The sequence below is a fragment of the Veillonella parvula genome, from assembly GCF_032575955.1.
GTDB classification, from domain to species: domain Bacteria; phylum Bacillota; class Negativicutes; order Veillonellales; family Veillonellaceae; genus Veillonella; species Veillonella parvula_J.
Map to the genome: position 1 here is coordinate 24,456 of NZ_JAWFXN010000009.1, position 18,465 is coordinate 42,920.

The following is an 18,465-nucleotide window of genomic DNA, read 5'->3' on the forward strand; positions in this document are numbered from 1 at the left end:
TGACATCAATGATATAAACTGAAAAGCAGTAGCTATCCTCAGGGTAACTACTGCTTTTTTTATGTCTCCTATGTATTATATATATTGGTAGAAAATCGCTTTAGCAATTACAATGTAATTACACAAAGAATTTAAAATAGCTTTCACCATGGAACTATCAAAATACAATGAACAAATTTCTATAAGCAATAGTCTTAACGTGACGACCATAAATAGGAGACATTATGAAAACCGTAAACCTACAAGTCCGCATCAACGAAGATCTAAAACAAGAAGTATCCAGTATATTGAAAGCACAAGGTCTATCCTATACCTCCATGTTAGACGCACTATTTCGTCAAATCATTAAAGAACGTCGCATTCCGTTTGCCATTGCATTACCAACGGCACCTATAGATGAAACACCTACACCAAGCACACTCAACAACGGCACCTATGAACAACCACAAACTACATTAAAAGCCTCAGATCATATAGGTGCATATGGTACACCAAGAGAAGAAAATCAAGAAATATCCTTCGATACAATCGATAAGACAGGAGTTCTTAACATCCGTATCAATCCTAAAGTTAAGACACTAACAACAGCTATTCTAAAAGAAATGGGATTAACCATGTCACAAACAGTTACACTTGTATCTAAACAAATACAATTTAATAAGGATATTCCACCTACTATCCTCCGTCCAGAATGGATTGATGCTATTAATAATGATTTCTGGACTGAAGAAGATTTAACTACAAGAATACAATTAGGGCTAAATCAAGCAGAAAAAGAAATTGGTGAACCTGCGGAAAAAATTTTTAATGAACTCCTTGAAGATTTATAAATATGGAGAGCTGAAATGAAGTATACAGTAATTATGACGCCTACAGCTAAGTCTGATATAGTAAATCTCAAAAGTTCACTAGAACAACAGATTATAGATTCTTCCTTTATTAGAAAAGAATTAAAGTTGATTTATCAAAAAATTTCTTCATTAGCTATCTTTCCTGAACGTTATCCTATTTTAAATAATAATACCAATTACAGAAAATTATCATACAAAAAATATCTTATTCTATATAAAGTCATTAATAATAACATATATATTTTTTATATCCGCCCTTCAAAAATGAATATACTACAAGAAATACAAAACATATAAAAAAGTCGGCTCTCGCCGACTTTTTTAATGCACTTTTACCCGTTTATGCTGTTGTTCATCGAATACGCCATCTACATCGATGGTATCTAGAATTCGTTTTAAAGCATGTACATCGATTTGCCCTGGTGCCGATGCTTTACCAGCAGAGGCAAAGGTCATGGCATTTCCAAATAGAGCTCCTGCAGTGCGTGTAACAGCACCTAGTTCTCCCATTGCCATCGTAATAATTGGATCCGAAGGATATAAAGCTTTCACTTCAGCCGTTGCTTCAAGTAGCGTTAATACATCACCAGTTGTGTGAGGCATAACGGCAATCTTTGGCACATCGGCCAAGAACTCTTTCATTTGAATAAGTCGATTTACAATGACTTCACGACTCGGTGTACAGTGGAAATCATGGTTGCTCATGATAATAGTGATTCCATGAATCTTAGCAAACTCTATCGTTTTAAGCATTCTATCTTGATCAAAAAACAGCTCAATATCGATAGCATCCACCAATCCTGTAGGAATCAAACGTTCTAGCATTGTAAAGTAATCTTGTGTAGAAATCGTTCTTTCCCCACCTTCACCTTTTGTGCGCCATGTAAAGAGCAATCCACGACCTTTCAGTTGTGGCTTGATGAGCATTAATAGTTCAATAATAGCATCAATGGAGTGGGCCCGCTCGAAATAGTCAATGCGTAGCTCTACTATGTGACACGGTGTATTACATGCTACTGCGGTGGCATCCAGAATCTCTTTCATTGTTGTGCCCACAATAGGCACGCATATTTTTGTACCCTTTTCTCCGAGTACAGTATGACCGATACGGACCATAATAACTCCTTTCTGTCCCACACGGTGAGACTAGTGACTTACCTTAAACTAACTATATACCAATATTTTTGTAAAAGCAATCAATCGGCCCATATTGGATTGCTATTCACTAAAAACGTATGAAAGCCTACTATTATGCACTAAAACAGTATTCTTAGATTAACGATTAACATCACTTTTTCTTATACCCTAGATTAAGACCTCTTACCAATAAACGGTCTGTATCTGAAAGCCTCGTATTATAAAAATAGCCTAAAAAAGTAAAAGCTCCTTACCAATATATATTAGTAAGGAGCTTGTTAGACTCTAATTCACACACTATATTTATCATGTTGTACGGATAGTTTCCGTGATTGGAATCCCATATAGAGTAATAACAAACCTGTAATACTAAATACATAGGATATCCCAATGTAGGTAGATACAATACTTGCGAACACAGGCCCTACCATAGAACCGAATTGTTGGGCCGTCGTCGTCATACCAAACATGCGACCTCTAAAGCCTGGTTCTGTATTAAGAGTTACGGCTGCACTCAAAGATGGGTTGATGCCCACAATACAAGAACCAATTAATACTTGTAGTACACCAAACCACCAAATACCTACTGGTAAGCTTTGAAGTAAGAGAACAACACCACTACCAAGCATACAGTAGGAAATGGTTCTAAAGTACCCACGACGCTCACCGAGGCGCACCCATATATTGGTCGTTAAGGAACCGGCTAAACCACCGATACTGAGGATTGTACCTGAAATGATGGCTGCCCCTTCCATAGTGCCTTGCATATCACCTACATAAAGCGCCAAAATAGGCTGTAGCATCATGATGACACATTGCATAAAGAAGTAAATCCATAAAAGTCTTACTAATACAGGTTGTTCTTGAACCGACTTAAAATCTTCTCGCAAGGATGTAGCTTTTACCGGCTGTTTGGACTGCTCCTTAGAAGTTGTATTTTCAACTTCTAGTTTTGGTTCTTTTACAAGAAACAATACCGCTAAAGTAGCAATGAATACGGCTATACCAGATATATAAAATACAGGGCGCATACCTACAACACTTTCAACGGCACCGCCCAAAAATGGACCGACGACATTACCTAAAATTAGACCTGTTTGGAATATGCCGAGGGCACGGCCCACCTGTTTCTCATCCACACTGAGGGAAACCATGGTCATCGCTGCAGGATAGAAACCATTAGCGAACCCAACTAAAGCACGCCCCATTAACAATTGATACTGATCCGTTACCATGCCGATGAGAACATAACTGACAGCAATGGCAAAACCAGCGCGCAAAGCCATCCGCTTTTTCCCTTTATTATCTGCAATTTTGCCCCAAATCGGCGCCATAATGCCAGCGATTAGGAATGTAATACCAAAGACGAGACCAGACCAAAGTGCCACATCATCCTTTGGAACACCGAGTTCCAATAAATATATTGGCAAAAAAGGAATTATCATTGTATAACATATGGCTAGCACCGTCATACTAGTTGTGATAATCCACACGTTGCGCATGCCACCTCGAGCATCATATACACTTGTACTCATGGTACCCTCCCTTCCGCATAAAATCGTTTAGATAAACTAATATACACATAAATCACTTTAAATTACAGTTCTACTTAGATTTCAATCTATGTTACTATTCATAAAATGTTTTTACATTTTAATTTCATATATAAAGAAGAGCCGCATACGAAACGCGACTCTTTCCATAAAAACTAACTTAAAAGATAGCTATACAATGTAGTAATTCGCAAAAATTGCTCATACAAAAACTTTAAAAGCTATCAATTATTCCGTTGGAAATTTGTGATCCATTACATCTTGCAAGGAAACATGTTCCATAACATGTCGGAACTCATCTTGTAAATACTGCCACAATGGAGCTGTCAAGCAGTCATTAAACATAGGACACGGTTCTACATCATCTTCTAAACAAGACACGAGAGCAATGGAGTCCTCTGCGGCATATAAAATTTCATATACATTGTATTCAGCCGGAGATTTCACCAAACGATATCCTCCATATTTACCACGTCCACTTTTAACAAGGCCCGCAGAGGATAAACGAGATACAATCCCCTCTAAATATTTATCGGAAAATCCTTGGCGTTCTGCAATCTCACGAATCGGTACATTTTTTTCTACCCCGTGTTCTGCAATATCCGCCAATATCCGTAAGGCATAACGCCCCTTTGTAGATATTTTCATAAGTTAACCTCTATATCATTCATAATATATTAATAGTATATCACAAATTCATACAAAAAATGGTGGGAAATATGATACACTATACATATATCGAAATATCTTTATTTAGGTATGATTTTAATTTCATATAGGGAGGATTTTATCTAATGTTAGATAAATTATTTCAACTCAGTGAGCGTGGCACAACCGTTAAAACAGAAATTTTAGCAGGTATCACTACGTTTATCACGATGGCGTACATCCTTTTCTTGGCGCCAAACATTCTTAGTCTTGCAGGCATGGATAAGGATGCGGTCCTCATTGCCACAGCCTTAGGTGGAGGTCTTGTGACGATTGCTATGGGTTTATTCGTAAACTACCCAATTGCTCTCGCTCCAGGGGTTGGCCTCTTGGCATTTTACTCCTTTACCGTAGTTCTCGGTATGGGCGTATCTTGGCAAACAGCATTAGGTGCGGTATTCATTTCTGGTCTCGTTTTCCTCGTATTAACATTGACATCAATACGACAAATGATCGTTGAAGGTATCCCAGCCTCCATGAAAATTGCCATTACCGTTGGTATTGGTCTTTTCATTTCTATCATCGGTTTAAAGTTATCCGGCTTGATGGCTATCTCCATAAGTTTGTCTCCAAACTCCTTGGGTCAAGTCGTACAGACACATGGTAATCTAGTTCCTCCAGCATCTGAGGCACTTTTAACGCTCGGTAATTTGCACAGTGGTGAAACATTGTTGGCACTATTTAGCCTCATCTTTACAGCTTTATTGATGGCTCGCAAAATTCAAGGTTCGCTCTTGATCGGCGTTTTAGTAACAACAATCATCTCCTATGCGACAGGCCTTTCCACAATGCCTGAGAACTTCACCGTATTAGCCGTTCCTGATTTCTCCAAAGCAGCATTCTTGCAATTAGATATTCCTGGTGCTCTTCACATGGGCTTAATTACGATTATCTTCTCCTTCACATTTGTAGAATTATTCGACTCTATGGGCACTTTGATTGGTACCGCTACAGAGGCGAAAATCGCAGATCCTAAATCTGGTAAATTCCCCGGTCTTGGTAAAGCCATGACCGTAGATGCTATCGGTGTTAGTGCCGGTGCATTACTCGGTACTTCTACAATTACGGCTTTCGTTGAAAGTGCAGCAGGTGTAGGGGCTGGCGGCCGTACAGGTTTAACAGCTGTCACAACAGGCGTACTTTTCCTAATTTGCTTATTCTTGGCTCCATTGGTATCCTTGGTTCCAAATGCAGCCACATCTCCTGTTCTTATCATCGTAGGTGCCCTCATGTTAGGTGCCATTCGCAACATCGACTTCGATGATTGGACTGAAGGCTTCCCTGCATTCCTCGTTATCGTATTAATGCCGTTCACATACAGCATCGCTAACGGTATCTCTGCAGGTCTTATTGCATACCCTCTACTCAAAATCATTGCAGGCCGTGCAAAAGAAGTTAACTGGATTATGTACGTATTGGCGGTTCTCGTTATTATCCGCTACGTATTCTTCTAATTAACGTATACCCATAATGATGCTATTAGTGAAAGCTACTTTATATTCGATAACTATAAAATCACTAATACCTAAAAGCAAAATATATGTAAATTACATACACTAAAAGAACCTATCTCCAAAGATATTACTCTAATATCTAGGAAATAGGTTCTTTTTATTATGTACTCTTTTACTAAACGCTAACGTCGTATGGCATCACCGAATCGTGCTATAGAGTCTTATTAGGGTTTAGTATTAACGAATCGTTTTTACACCGATTAAGTCTGTACGACTTGAATCAATATTTTTTAATGGTACTACATGATCTTTATAAAACTCTGCTTCAGATGCTTTCACAGGCACTTGGAAGAACAAGAAATATGCCATGTTATCTTTGCTCCACGCAACACTGCGTACTAAGCCCTTATCTACATTACCTGTATACTGTACATCACCGGTTGGCGTAGAGTCAATCCACTGTACGTCATGGTATTCCGTTGGAACATATTCTTTAGGCCATACCGTATCCATAGAGTAGCTCATGCGAAAGACCATCGTATGATTTACCCAACGTCCACTGCGTTCTTGATATTCTTGACCTTCCTTCCAATATACAGTTTCTAATACATCATTATCATAAAAATGTGTAGCATAGTATGTATAGCCAAGAGGCAAGTAACTTGGTACAGATACGTCATAGGACAGCTTACGAGATGCATCAATTACACCGCTAGGTAAGCCGATGGATTTACTCGTAAGCATAGGCCATTCAGAATTCGTATGTGTACGCAGTGGCAAACCAATAGTTTCAAAATGAGGTCTATCTTGTTCACCATTTTGTTTAACACTTTGCGCATCGTTTTCTCCAACATGTTGCTTATCATTGCGTTCACCACGTAATCGAGTATTATCAGCGGCTACGTTAGTAAGAGGACCTACAGAGTCTACAATTTTGCTTACAAAGTTTTGGTTTCTTGTAGAGGCAAAGTAGAGCATATATACTTTATTATCTTTTTCCCAATAAGCAATTTGAACAGAGTCGTTGCTAGAGCCTAAAGTATGTACAGGGACTCCATTAGGAGTAGTAAAGCTAACGGCATCATCAGCATCATATTTTGTCTTTTCCAATATAGGCTTTACCACGGTATCGATAGCCCACCCCATGCGATACACAATATCTGTATTAGAGAAGGTTAATTTCTGACCATATTCTCCATTATGTCCCGTTTCCGTATACACGATTTCTAATACGTCATGATCTCTTGACTTTACATCGCGTACTGCATAATCTTCAGGCATATAAGACGGAATTTGTAAATTATATCCAAAATAATTAGTAGTTGCCTCAATATTACGCTCTAGGATATCACCATTATCAAGTTGATCATACCACCGATAGCGATTCATTAGTTCTTTATTCTTTTCCACTGTATCAGTGGTAACTGTATGTCCATTTTCATCCACTAAAGGAGATAATGCACTAACTGATTGTACTCCAAAGCTGCTTACCACGGTAGCTAGTATTCCCATGGCTAATAATGATTTTGTTATTTTCAATCTCATAATTTCTTCTCTCTAAATTTAGATATTTCATAAGTATATATTACCGAGGTAATCACTTATCTATTACATTTTTAACTCAGATCACTGACTTTTAATAGTGCTACGTAATCTTAATAAAACACGCCAGTCTTTGCTTTCATAGGACTACATGTTCCTCTTTTATTTCTTCAATAGTTTTAGGTTTAATCGGTGTTGTCAGATAGTTACCAACTAGTTCATAACGAGAGCTATCAATACTTTTCAACGGTACCACATGGTCCTTATAGAATTCCGCATCAGCCTCTTTCACCCGTTCTAAGAAGAATAGAGAATAAGCCATGCCATCCTTCGCCCACGTAATGCTACGAACCATATGGGTTTCAGGATTTCCTGTATAATAAACCTCACCAGAATCACCTGATTTAGACCATTCAAGATCACCGTACTCAGATGGCACATATGGTGTGTCTCTCACAGTATCCAAGGAATATCCCATTCTATAGGCCATAATGCTATCTATATATTTTTTCCCATCCCGATAGATAGTCACACCTTTTTTGTAATATACAACCTCTAATACATCATTTCGATCTTGACGTGCTGTATAAAGCTGATAACCATAAGGTATATAACTAGGCGCCTTGACCTCATACGACAGTTGCTGTGCAGCTTCTACTATTCCTTTCCAATTACGAGCCCCTTCTTGAGTTTTCATAGGCCACTCTAATAAAGTCTTTCTTGGTAATGCTTTGATTGCTGAATCAGGATGAACTCTAGGCATATCAAATGTAACGGCAGCGGAAACGCCAACATTATCGGTAGATATTGAATCATTAACAACATCAGCTGAAACATATCCTGCACACAATAATCCTACAGCCATAGCAGATAAAACGGACTTAAATAGAAGCTTCTTCATGATCTCTCCTTTATAAAAACTTGATATATACTTTACACATATAATGATATATTTTCTTATTTATATCAAAAACATGCTGCCGATTCTGTTGCCCTAGCTACTTCATAAAACTTTTATCTTTCCTATTGTGAAAGTATAGTTATGAGCCATTAGCTGCTTTAATGCTTATTAGTTATACATAATAAAACATCCTACTAAACGCTATATTAAAATAGAGTTCAATAGGATGTTTTGTCATTATTTAGTTAATGGAGGCATAATAATATCTTGTTCAAGCTGTCTTCGTCTCTTTGCGGTATAGTCTACAACTTTAATTTGAACGACGCCCACAGAGTTTACCATGGCATCAGTAAAGGGAAATTCTCGACCAGTCTGATGCTTCATCAACACTTGTAAACCATGAGCCTTTTCATCAACACGCTCTAAGTAGGTAGCCTCTCCTCGGCCCATCACACTAGAATAAACCGAGCTATATTTACAAGGAATATCTCCACCTGATACGAGGGCCTCATCATTACCGTCAATTTCGATAAATACATGGGGGTTCACTTTAATCAAATTAAACTTCTTCCCCTCATGATAGCCATGTACATAGATGTAGAGTATATCATCTACAATTTCATAACCGAAATGTAAAGGTACCACGTAAGGATAATCACCATCCATCATACCTAAGTGAATGATGCGAGTGCTATTTAAAATGCCCTTAATTTCATCTATATTTGTAACCATACGATCTTGACGTCTCATAATAGCCTCCACAAGAATCGGAAAATTAATACACCTTACTCTTCATGTAATCTGCCAAGAAGATGTTTAAATTGAGCTTCATCACTCTTCAGCTTTCCGAAAAAGAGTTCATCAATTTGTTCAACTAATGGGACTGCATTTTGTAATATTGCACTGCCCTTTTCATTTAAAAGAACCGCTTTCGCACGTGTATCTCTAGAGTGTTCTTTTCGCTCTACAAAACCACGTTTTTCCAATAAACTCAATATTTGAGATACCGTCATAACATCTATCCCTGAAAGTTTTGAAATCATAACTTGAGTAACTTCGTTATCATGTTGTGATAGATACGCAAGAGATGCTAAAACAACAAATTGAGGATGTGTTAAGTTCAACTCTTTTAACGCTTGTTTTATAGTAAAATGCCATTTATTGTACACCCTCATGAACAATAATCCTGTTGATTTTTCTGAATTGTCTTTATATTTTGATGTAAACAAACAGCAATCACCTTATCTTTCTAAACAGTTTTTTAGAATAAATATAGATTGGGGAACATCTGAAAAAACTTGACTTAAAAATTCTAAATGTTGCTTATCTTCACTTTCTAAGCTTACAGTGTGTTTTACATTTACACTTCCGTCATGATTATCAATTATTTGATGTCCGAAAAGAATAGCACCAAATGGAGTTTCAGTCTTATCCCAAAACTCTTCAAAAGGTTTTACAAGAGTAAGTTGATATTCCATAGGTGGTATACCTTCAAGCTCCATTGTACCACATGAACCGGTCTCAAATTTACCGTTTAATGTAATATTTTTTAGATCCTCTTCCCAGTCATACCATTTTTCGATATTCGCATAATACGTCCACACAGCTTCTTTTGCCGCTTTTATTTTCAAACTAAAACTAAATTCCATTTTATATCCTCCTTTTATTATAAGTGTACTTATTATAAATTATTTTATATTATTCGTCAATAAACTTCATAAAAAAAGAATATTCTTTGCTTTTATCAATATAAGGATATACTCTATCAGAAAATCATATCATCTTTTGTCTACTGTAAAAATACATTTGACTTTTTAGAATAGATACTGTATTATAAGAAAATAGTTTTATAGATTCTATAGATTATGAAAGTTATGGTTATCCATGGCTTTTTATGTTTATAGATAGTTTGTAGAAAAGAGGTCTTTATTATGTCTGATACTCATCAGTTAAAACGGGGTCTTAAGAACAGGCATGTACAGTTGCTCGCTATCGGCGGTGCTATTGGTACAGGTTTATTCTTAGGCTCCGGCCGCGCCATTCACTTGGCTGGTCCATCCATTATATTCGCCTACCTAATAACAGGTGTTATTTGCTTCTTTATTATGAGAGCACTAGGCGAATTACTGTTATCTAACCTAAACCACCACTCTTTTATCGACTTTGTAGAAGATTACTTAGGGGATCGAGCAGCATTTATCACGGGATGGACATACTGGTTTTGCTGGCTTTCACTAGCCATGGCAGACTTAACGGCCGTAGGCCTCTACATGCAGTACTGGATACCGTGGCTACCCCAATGGATACCCGCCTTACTCGTTTTAATCGTCTTGTTGTTAATGAACTTGACAGCTGTAAAACATTTCGGCGAAATGGAATTCTGGTTTGCCTTGATTAAGGTAATCGCTATTATCTCTCTTATCATCATCGGTATCATCATGATTGTTACAGGTTTTACTACAGATGCTGGCGTCGCCGCCTTTAGTAATATGTGGAATTACGGAGGATGGTTTCCGAATGGAACGATGGGCTTTATCCTATCATTCCAAATGGTTGTATTTGCTTTCACAGGCATAGAACTCGTAGGTTTAACGGCTGGCGAAACAGAAGATCCTGAAAAGGTTATTCCAATGGCCATAAACAATATTCCATTGCGTATTATTTTATTCTATGTAGGCTCTTTAGCCATCATCATGAGTATTTACCCTTGGACTGCCGTTAACCCTGCTGCAAGTCCATTTGTGGCTGTATTTACCGCCGTTGGTATTACAGCCGCTGCAGGTATCGTAAACTTCGTTGTTCTTACCTCTGCAGCATCTGCTACAAACTCCGGTATCTTCAGTACTGGTCGTATGATTTACGCCTTGGCAAAACGCGGTCACGCCCCGAGTTCGATGCGCCGCTTGACTCACAGCAGTGTGCCATACCAAGCAACGATTTTCTCGGCAGCCGTATTATTGATTACGGTTGTACTCAACTACGTAATGCCTGAAGCAGTATTCGTTATGATTACATCAATCTCTACGTTCTGCTTTATCTTTATTTGGGCCATGATGGTTATTTGCCATCTCAAATATCGCAAAAAAAATCCTGATGTAGTGGCACAGTCTAAATTTAAAATGCCTCTATACCCAGTAATGAATTACGTTATCCTCGCGTTCTTCGTTTTCGTTTTAGCCATTCTAGCCTTAAACGAAGATACGCGAATTGCCCTCTTGTTCACACCAATTTGGTTTATTATTCTTTGGGCCTTCTACTCCATGCTTAACACGGACGATGAAGATGCCCTTGGGGAAGAACTCATCGAAATGGCAGGCGTAAAAGAACTTTACAAAAAACCTAAAAAAGACGATTCCGATGATTACGTAATCTAACAAAAAAGCTCGTGCTATGCACGAGCTTTTCTTTTACTTCATTGACGGGAAGTTTTGTTGTTCATATTGTTGTAGATATGCTGGTAAGTTACTTGTATCTTCATTGTAATTAAAGATAGTCTTAATGCGATAGCCTTCTTGAGTGATTATGATATCAATAGAGGATGGTACTTCTTGATCATTCTGTTGCAAGTGATTAACTAATTCTTGCAAGGCCTCTGTTTGATGTAAAGAACCGGCCATATATTTACCCTTGGATAGACCTGTATTTCTAATGACTTGGCCATTGTATACTTGACCTCTATTATCTTTGTAATAAAAGCGTACAGCATCCTTATCTCCCGTAGGAACAGCTTTAATATAAATGGTCTTCCAATTCTTTTTAATCATCACTTTTGTAGCTTCTGCTAAATTATTAGACAAACGTCGTGTTTCTTTATTTGTTGATTTAGACACACCATTAACCTGTTGAATTTCATCATTCATAGGCATATCAATAGGTGCCACTACTGGATCTTGTTCTACCTTTTTTGCATCTGCAGGCTGAACCGCGAACATACCAACAACCGCCATTACAGCTAATGCGGTAAGAGCAATTTTTTTCATTCCATCTCTCCTTAGAGAATTTATCAACACAAATTATAATTTACTAAATTAGTTGCTAAAATCCGTATCCACAATAGCGAATTGTGTATAGTCAGGGTACCGTTTTTGCATTTCTGCCTTGATTTTTTCTAATGTACTATGTGGATCTTCTTCGTCAAAGTCAAAGATAATATCGTAGTAGATAACCTTCTTTTCTTCTTGTACGTAGAAGGCATGTACTTGTACTACATGTGTATATAAACTAATAACTTGATCAAGAGCTTTTCTAATTTCAAGTACTTCTACACTTGGTTTGTTTTCAGCATATACACCAACAGTCATATTGATGCCAAACTTTTTATAAAGATGAACCGCAATGCCCTTTGTTAATGGATGAACTTCTGCCATTGTCATAGAATCTGGTACAGAAATATGAACGGAACCAATTGTTTCTCCCGGACCATAGCTATTTAATACCAAGTCATATACACCACCCACATTCGGATGCTGTGCGATAGTTTCTTTAATATTACGGATTAAATTATCATCTGCTCGAACACCGAGCAAATGGTTATACATTTCACGTAAAATATCATACGCCGCTTTTAAAATCAAAACAGAAATAACAGCGCCCACATAACCTTGAATATCAAAGTTAAAGAAAAATACTAAGCCTGCAGATACCAATGTAGCAAAGGTAATCACCGCATCAAAAAGGGCATCTATACCAGATGCTACGAGCGCATCGGATTTATATTTTTCTCCTTGTGCCTTGATGTAACGGCCCATCACTACTTTCACCACGATGGCAACAGCGATGATAACAAGACCTGGAATATCAAATGTAGATACCTCAGGGTGGATAATTTTATCCACAGATTCCTTAAGGGATCCAATACCTGCACCGAGAATGATGAAAGCTATGGCCATAGTAGTCATATATTCTATACGACCATGACCAAATGGATGCTCCTTATCAGCCCCTTTGGCGGCTAATTTCGTACCCACAATAGTTAATACAGAGGACAATACATCTGTTAAGTTATTTACTGCATCAAGGATGATGGCGATAGAATTAGACGCAAGGCCCACAATCATTTTAAAAATAACGAGAACGACATTACCTATAATGCCTTTTATACTGGCAAGCGTAATCCCCCGATTACGTGCTGCACCATTATCTTGTAAAATCATACTACACCTCTTACATTCTGATTTATAGTTCTTAAATTGAACTATATCGATTTGCTCCTATTTATATTATAGCTTATCGATTATCATTTGTCATTATTTTTCTTGAAAAATATTTTTAAACTTATTGATTTTACTGAATTATCAATAATTCTCATTTCTCAATTAGGAATTTTGATGTATTGTGACTTCACAATGTATAGTACAAACTTATGACTAACAAACTAGTATTTTGTATTACGTAACGAGTTAACCAGATCAGATTATGCCATAACCGTAATATGCTCTCCTGTGCGAATGTGTGTAAATACTACCTTTTGAGCGCGCAATTGGAATGGCTGTCCCGTAGGTTGTGCACCGTATAAGGTATCTCCTACAAGAGGGTGCCCTATATGGCTGAAAGCTACTCGAATTTGATGTGTTTTCCCTGTGTACAAACGAACTAAAACCTCAGTATATCCACATTTATTGGACTTATACACAGTTTTGTCCACATTTAGATTATTTTTATCCACATCTACTAATTCTATATCCACATTTTTTAGTCCTATATCCACAGAATTTTCAGACTTATTCACAGAGTTATCCACAGGCTGGGAAGAATGTCTACATAGGACGGAAAAATCTGTGCGAGTCTCTTTGCCCTTTGCATTTACTTCGTAATGAATACCATCAGCACTGCGTTCCATAGGGAATACTAAAGTATCCTCATCAGCTTCTACAATGCCTTCTACAGTAGCCATATACCACTTTTCAAAGGTGTTATCATCCATTTGTTGTTGATAAAGACTTTGAGCTAGACCGCTTTTTGCAATGACAATACAGCCCGTCGTATCTCGATCTAAACGGTTCAAGAAACGTACCTTTCGCTTGATACCATGTTCTTTAAAATAGTGCGCCACACCATTGGCAAGAGATAGTCGATCTTTAGAGTTCACCGTCACACCACTTGGCTTATCCACAATAAAAAGATCCTCGTCTTCGTATAAAACGGATAAGTCCATTTCAATTGGATCGTGGTCAATCTTCTCTTTAGCCATAGCAATCCAGATCTCATCGTCTACGGAGATTGCATCCTTTGGTGTAGCCTTATGCCCATTAATGTGGATTAATTTCTCTTCAAAGAGTTTAACTAAGGACTTTCGAGGATATTTAGTATCTAACACTTCACCGAGTGAAATATCACATGCTTCGCCAGTATGTTCTAGATCACCACTTGACATGTCTTGATTGCTACTCGATATACCTCGACTGCTACTAAATACGTCTCGACCGTTATTAGACAAATTTTGTTTTGCATATTTCTGACTAAGCACAGCGTCTATATCTACAGCGGTCACGGTCCACAGAATATCATCAGGACGATGTGTTTTTCGCGCCATCAGTATCTCCTTTCTACGAGTTCAGGATCTCGTGGCATATAGTTGAGTAGCGAGCTTGGTTGAACAGCTCGACCTCTTATATTTGTCTGTTCAAAGGTAATGGTCAATTCTTGTTTAGGTCGAGTGATGGCCACATAGAACAAGCGCTTTTCTTCATCATCACGACCTTCTGCAAGGGCAAAAGGACTTGGGAACGTACCTTCGTTGAGTCCTGCTAAAAATACGTAATCGAACTCACTGCCCTTTGCTTGGTGAATGGTAATGATAGGAATGCGGTCTTCGTTTCGCACCTGTTGTGCGGGCTCGCCCGCCGTGAGAGCTGCGAGCTGCAAGATTTGATTTAACCGCGCTAATCCTGCTGGCCCTTCATAAGCCGCATCTAATTTTTCCATGATACGATATAAATCGCGTATATGCTCTACTTTAGCCGCTTCTCCATGAGATTTGTAGTATTCTAGAACTCCCATTTGATTCATGATGTACGCCAATAATTTCGTTGGCATCTCCGTATAGGCTTTTCTACGCAACGTCGCCATTTGAGATGCGATATTAGTGAAAGCTGCCTTATATTTGTTAATAGCTACCATACGTCCCGTTGTAGTAGGCACGATATTTTCTTTCACCGCATAGATTAAAAGCTGTGCAGTGGCTAATATATCGTCCATTGCATTATGTGTTGGCTCATGGTGTATAGGGAACTTAGATGCTAGGAAGCCCAATTTATGATTTGGTAAATTAGGATAGAAACGACGGTAGATATCGAGGGTATCGTAGATAGCCTTGAACTCGGGATTACCTAAGTTATGACGCGCCAATTCGTTCGTAAAAATGCTTACATCATAGTTTACATTGTGACCTACAATAATAGCATTCTTAGAGAATTCCTTAAAGGCTTGTAACACTATAGCTGGCTCTTCGCCGTGCTCTTGTAAATACGCATCGGAGAAGCCGTGTACCTCTTCAGATTGACCAACAGGTACACCAGGATTGATAAAGCGTTCAAAGGTCTCTAAGACCTGTCCATGTTCATCGATGCGGATTGCCGCAATTTGAATGATGCGGTCTTGAGACGTATCCGTGCCGGTGCTCTCCACGTCATAAACAACTACTTCGTGCTGCTCTAATCCACTGACAAGCTTTGCATAAGGCTCCGCCTCAAAGATAGGCATATCCATAAAGTCCGTCAATTTTAAACCTACTTGGCGCGTCTCAGGGCTTTCAATCGCAGCAATACGAGCGTCACCAATACCAGCAACATAGCGCTTAATAATTCGTTTCGCACTGACAGAATCATTAGGATTCATCAACAACTTGAAGTAAGCCATAACATCTTTAATTTCTTGACGTCTAAAGAATTTAAACTCGTCGATAATCATGAAGTGACGGCGTTCCTCTTCAGATCGTTCGCCGTTAAGACGTTCAAAAGAATCACTTAGCTGCTGTGCCTTTTTATTATCCCTCACGAGAACGCCGATATTAGCATCCTTCGGTAATGCACAGATAGCTTCGTAGATATATCGACCCTCAAGGTAGCTATTTCTACAGCCTTTAATGAGAACAGGTTTGCCCTTGCTTTCACTATTGGCACGAGGCAATTCCGTGTAGATAGACCCAACTAGGTCAGGGAACATATTTTGCAAGGTCTTGAAAGCCATCGTAAAGAGCGTCCAATTAGAACGATAGTTTTCATAAAAGATGATTTTCAAGGGCTTGAAATCCGCATCAAATTGCTTCAGCAAGCGGAACGGATCGGAGCCACGCCATTCGTATATGGTTTGAAAATAGTCGCCACACAAAAGTACGTGATTACCTTCCCACAGCATTTCTAGAACCTTGTACTCTAGTACGCCTGTATCTTGCATTTCATCTACAGAGATATAGCTGTAACGACTGCGCCAGCATTCACGAACTACAGGGTCTTGGAATAGGCGATGAACACCGCAGATGAGGTCTGTAAAATCTAGACCGTGCACGGAAGCTAAGCTTTCATCATACGCAGCAATCCATTCGTGACCATGGTTCAAGAAATCATTGAGTTCACTATAGAGGACATTGCCAAAGCTGGAGAATTGCTGCTCAATGGCTTCACGCTGCTCCTTCTGCAAGCGTTCGATTGTCCGCTTGTAGTCACCTACGAGATCATCAGAATAAAAGCCATATAAAGAGCGATATTCTTTCACCATAGCGATAACATTAGCAAAGGACATTTCTCGCAATTTACCAGGACGGTACGGTTCAGAGAGTTCCTTGCAGTCTTCTTCGTCAAAGATGGTCACATCTGTGTACAAGCTTTCGTTGCGCTTTCCCTCTTGTTGGAGAATGAAAAAGCAAAAGCTGTGGAATGTACTAACCTCCACAGCCTTTGCAGGACTGCCTACGAGCGATTGAATGCGGCCTTTCATCTCATTTGCGGCCTTGTTCGTAAAGGTCATGCACAAGATATTCTCCGCCTTCGCATAGCCACCCTCGATGAGATGAGCCACCCGATAAGCAAGTGTATTCGTTTTTCCCGTCCCAGCGGACGCTAACAAGAGGATATTCTGTTCCACTTCATCAATAACGCGTTGTTGTTCACGATTGATAAGCATAAAAACCTCCTGTTATTTAATGCCGTAATATATAGCAGCTAAAACCATAGGAATAGGACCTAAAATTGCTGTTAATGCCCAAATACCAACTCCAATATCCATTGGAATCTCAAGTACATGAACACATACCCAGTAGGTTAAGCCACCAATCACAACATTCATAGCCACCCGTTTAATGGTGAAAAATGCTACCTTGAAAGCAATGTAGGCTACAGCAATGGAAATAACCGCCGATATAATCGGTGATGCTAATAAAGCTCCCATACTACTATCCTTTCATTTCTTGACGGTTCACTACGGCACCGCCTAGCGTTAATTCATCGGCATATTCGATATCGCCCCCCACAGGAACACCGCGGGCAATGCGCGTTACCTTGATGCCACTTGGACTTAATAAGCGCGCCAAATACAGAGCTGTTGCTTCCCCTTCGACATCTGGATCTGTCGCGAGGATAACCTCTTGTACAACGCCATCGCGAAGGCGTGCAATCAATTCTTTTACGCGAATATCGTCAGCACCAATGCCCTCCATAGGGGACAAGGCACCTTCCAATACATGATACAAGCCCTTATAATCACCACTGCGCTCGATAGCAATCACATCACGAGATGTTTCAACAACCATAATCGTCGTTTGATCACGATTTGGATTGCTACAGAATTCACAAGGATCTTGAGCTGATAAGTTAAAGCAAATAGAACAGTGACGCGTAGCCCCCTTCGCTTCTACAATGGTTTCCACGAGGCGGTCCACCTCTTCCTTCGGCATTTCTACCAAATGGTACGCCAAGCGTCTAGCCGACTTAGAACCGATGCCAGGCAAGCGGCGCAGCTGTTCTACGAGCCGTTCTAAAGCGTTTGTCATTTAGAATAAACCTGTTGGCAAGTTTAGACCACCAGTCACTTTGCCCATTTCTTGAGCCAAGAGGTCGTCTACTTTTTTGCTAGCTTCGTTTACCGCAGCCATTACGAGATCCTCTAACATTTCCACATCTTCAGGATCAACAGCTGTAGGATTCAATTTCAAGGATTCGATGATTTTTTCGCCGTTCATCACAACGGTTACAGCACCGCCACCTACAGAAGCTTCTACAGTACGAGTTTTTAACTCTTCTTGCATTTTCTTCATATCTGCTTGCATTTTTTGAACTTTTTTCATCATGCCAGTCATATTGCCCATACCTTTACCAAACATTGTA

At 39.0% G+C, this 18,465-nt stretch carries 19 protein-coding genes; 4 read left to right on the forward strand and 15 right to left on the reverse strand.

Annotated elements, in window-relative coordinates; all coding sequences use genetic code 11:
* The first annotated feature begins 224 nt into the window (after positions 1 to 224).
* On the forward strand, positions 225 to 830 hold the full coding sequence (locus tag E7L28_RS07845) for a type II toxin-antitoxin system RelB/DinJ family antitoxin (RefSeq protein WP_004694948.1): 606 nt from the start codon (positions 225 to 227) through the stop codon (positions 828 to 830).
* A gap of 15 nt (positions 831 to 845) precedes the next feature.
* Positions 846 to 1,148: a type II toxin-antitoxin system RelE/ParE family toxin gene (locus E7L28_RS07850; protein ID WP_008714847.1), complete on the forward strand. Its 303-nt coding sequence runs from the start codon at positions 846 to 848 to the stop codon at positions 1,146 to 1,148.
* Positions 1,149 to 1,172: 24 nt separating this feature from the next.
* On the opposite strand, the gene aroD is transcribed toward E7L28_RS07850, so the two are convergent.
* From aroD to E7L28_RS07865, 3 genes are all read right to left on the reverse strand, one after another.
* Entirely contained in the window at positions 1,173 to 1,967 is a 795-nt protein-coding gene (gene aroD, locus E7L28_RS07855; protein ID WP_008714845.1) for a type I 3-dehydroquinate dehydratase, read from the reverse strand.
* Between the two features lie 311 nt (positions 1,968 to 2,278).
* Positions 2,279 to 3,523, reverse strand: coding sequence for an MFS transporter (locus E7L28_RS07860; RefSeq protein WP_038125678.1), 1,245 nt, complete (start codon positions 3,521 to 3,523; stop codon positions 2,279 to 2,281).
* A 246-nt stretch (positions 3,524 to 3,769) separates the two neighbouring features.
* A complete protein-coding gene (locus tag E7L28_RS07865) occupies positions 3,770 to 4,189 on the reverse strand; it encodes an RrF2 family transcriptional regulator (RefSeq protein WP_004694942.1) in 420 nt (139 codons plus the stop codon).
* A gap of 146 nt (positions 4,190 to 4,335) precedes the next feature.
* Here E7L28_RS07865 and E7L28_RS07870 point away from each other — a divergent pair, with 146 nt between their 5' ends.
* Positions 4,336 to 5,703: an NCS2 family permease gene (locus E7L28_RS07870; RefSeq protein ID WP_004694940.1), complete on the forward strand. Its 1,368-nt coding sequence runs from the start codon at positions 4,336 to 4,338 to the stop codon at positions 5,701 to 5,703.
* 237 nt (positions 5,704 to 5,940) lie between these two features.
* On the opposite strand, the gene E7L28_RS07875 is transcribed toward E7L28_RS07870, so the two are convergent.
* From E7L28_RS07875 to E7L28_RS07895, 5 genes are all read right to left on the reverse strand, one after another.
* Positions 5,941 to 7,248: a hypothetical protein gene (locus E7L28_RS07875; protein WP_316711576.1), complete on the reverse strand. Its 1,308-nt coding sequence runs from the start codon at positions 7,246 to 7,248 to the stop codon at positions 5,941 to 5,943.
* A gap of 136 nt (positions 7,249 to 7,384) precedes the next feature.
* A complete protein-coding gene (locus E7L28_RS07880) occupies positions 7,385 to 8,146 on the reverse strand; it encodes a hypothetical protein (protein ID WP_316604080.1) in 762 nt (253 codons plus the stop codon).
* Positions 8,147 to 8,383: 237 nt separating this feature from the next.
* Entirely contained in the window at positions 8,384 to 8,896 is a 513-nt protein-coding gene (locus tag E7L28_RS07885; protein ID WP_008714833.1) for a pyridoxamine 5'-phosphate oxidase family protein, read from the reverse strand.
* 35 nt (positions 8,897 to 8,931) lie between these two features.
* Positions 8,932 to 9,321, reverse strand: coding sequence for a MarR family winged helix-turn-helix transcriptional regulator (locus E7L28_RS07890; RefSeq protein ID WP_316604079.1), 390 nt, complete (start codon positions 9,319 to 9,321; stop codon positions 8,932 to 8,934).
* Positions 9,322 to 9,387: 66 nt separating this feature from the next.
* The gene (locus E7L28_RS07895; protein ID WP_287508097.1) at positions 9,388 to 9,795 is read right to left on the reverse strand and encodes an SRPBCC family protein; all 408 of its coding nucleotides are present in this window, start codon (positions 9,793 to 9,795) and stop codon (positions 9,388 to 9,390) included.
* Positions 9,796 to 10,077: 282 nt separating this feature from the next.
* Between E7L28_RS07895 and E7L28_RS07900 the strand changes: the two genes are divergently transcribed.
* The gene (locus tag E7L28_RS07900; RefSeq protein ID WP_004694928.1) at positions 10,078 to 11,520 is read left to right on the forward strand and encodes an amino acid permease; all 1,443 of its coding nucleotides are present in this window, start codon (positions 10,078 to 10,080) and stop codon (positions 11,518 to 11,520) included.
* Positions 11,521 to 11,553: 33 nt separating this feature from the next.
* Here E7L28_RS07900 and E7L28_RS07905 read toward each other — a convergent pair whose 3' ends face one another.
* From E7L28_RS07905 to E7L28_RS07935, 7 genes are all read right to left on the reverse strand, one after another.
* Entirely contained in the window at positions 11,554 to 12,126 is a 573-nt protein-coding gene (locus E7L28_RS07905; protein ID WP_008714829.1) for an immunity protein YezG family protein, read from the reverse strand.
* Between the two features lie 48 nt (positions 12,127 to 12,174).
* Positions 12,175 to 13,299 carry a cation diffusion facilitator family transporter gene (locus E7L28_RS07910; protein WP_195394744.1) on the reverse strand — a complete coding sequence of 375 codons (1,125 nt, stop codon included), beginning with the start codon at positions 13,297 to 13,299 and terminating at the stop codon, positions 12,175 to 12,177.
* Positions 13,300 to 13,559: 260 nt separating this feature from the next.
* Positions 13,560 to 14,678 (reverse strand): RluA family pseudouridine synthase, encoded by a 1,119-nt coding sequence (locus E7L28_RS07915; RefSeq protein ID WP_012864862.1) that lies wholly within the window; start codon positions 14,676 to 14,678, stop codon positions 13,560 to 13,562.
* Positions 14,678 to 17,266 carry a 3'-5' exonuclease gene (locus E7L28_RS07920; protein WP_316604077.1) on the reverse strand — a complete coding sequence of 863 codons (2,589 nt, stop codon included), beginning with the start codon at positions 17,264 to 17,266 and terminating at the stop codon, positions 14,678 to 14,680. Before E7L28_RS07920 ends, E7L28_RS07915 begins: the two co-directional genes overlap by 1 nt.
* Before the next feature lie 12 nt (positions 17,267 to 17,278).
* Positions 17,279 to 17,530, reverse strand: coding sequence for a hypothetical protein (locus E7L28_RS07925; protein ID WP_008714821.1), 252 nt, complete (start codon positions 17,528 to 17,530; stop codon positions 17,279 to 17,281).
* 4 nt (positions 17,531 to 17,534) lie between these two features.
* Positions 17,535 to 18,131 carry a recombination mediator RecR gene (gene recR / locus E7L28_RS07930; protein WP_004694915.1) on the reverse strand — a complete coding sequence of 199 codons (597 nt, stop codon included), beginning with the start codon at positions 18,129 to 18,131 and terminating at the stop codon, positions 17,535 to 17,537.
* On the reverse strand, positions 18,132 to 18,461 hold the full coding sequence (locus tag E7L28_RS07935; protein WP_008714816.1) for a YbaB/EbfC family nucleoid-associated protein: 330 nt from the start codon (positions 18,459 to 18,461) through the stop codon (positions 18,132 to 18,134). It abuts the gene before it with no gap.
* Positions 18,462 to 18,465 lie beyond the last annotated feature (4 nt).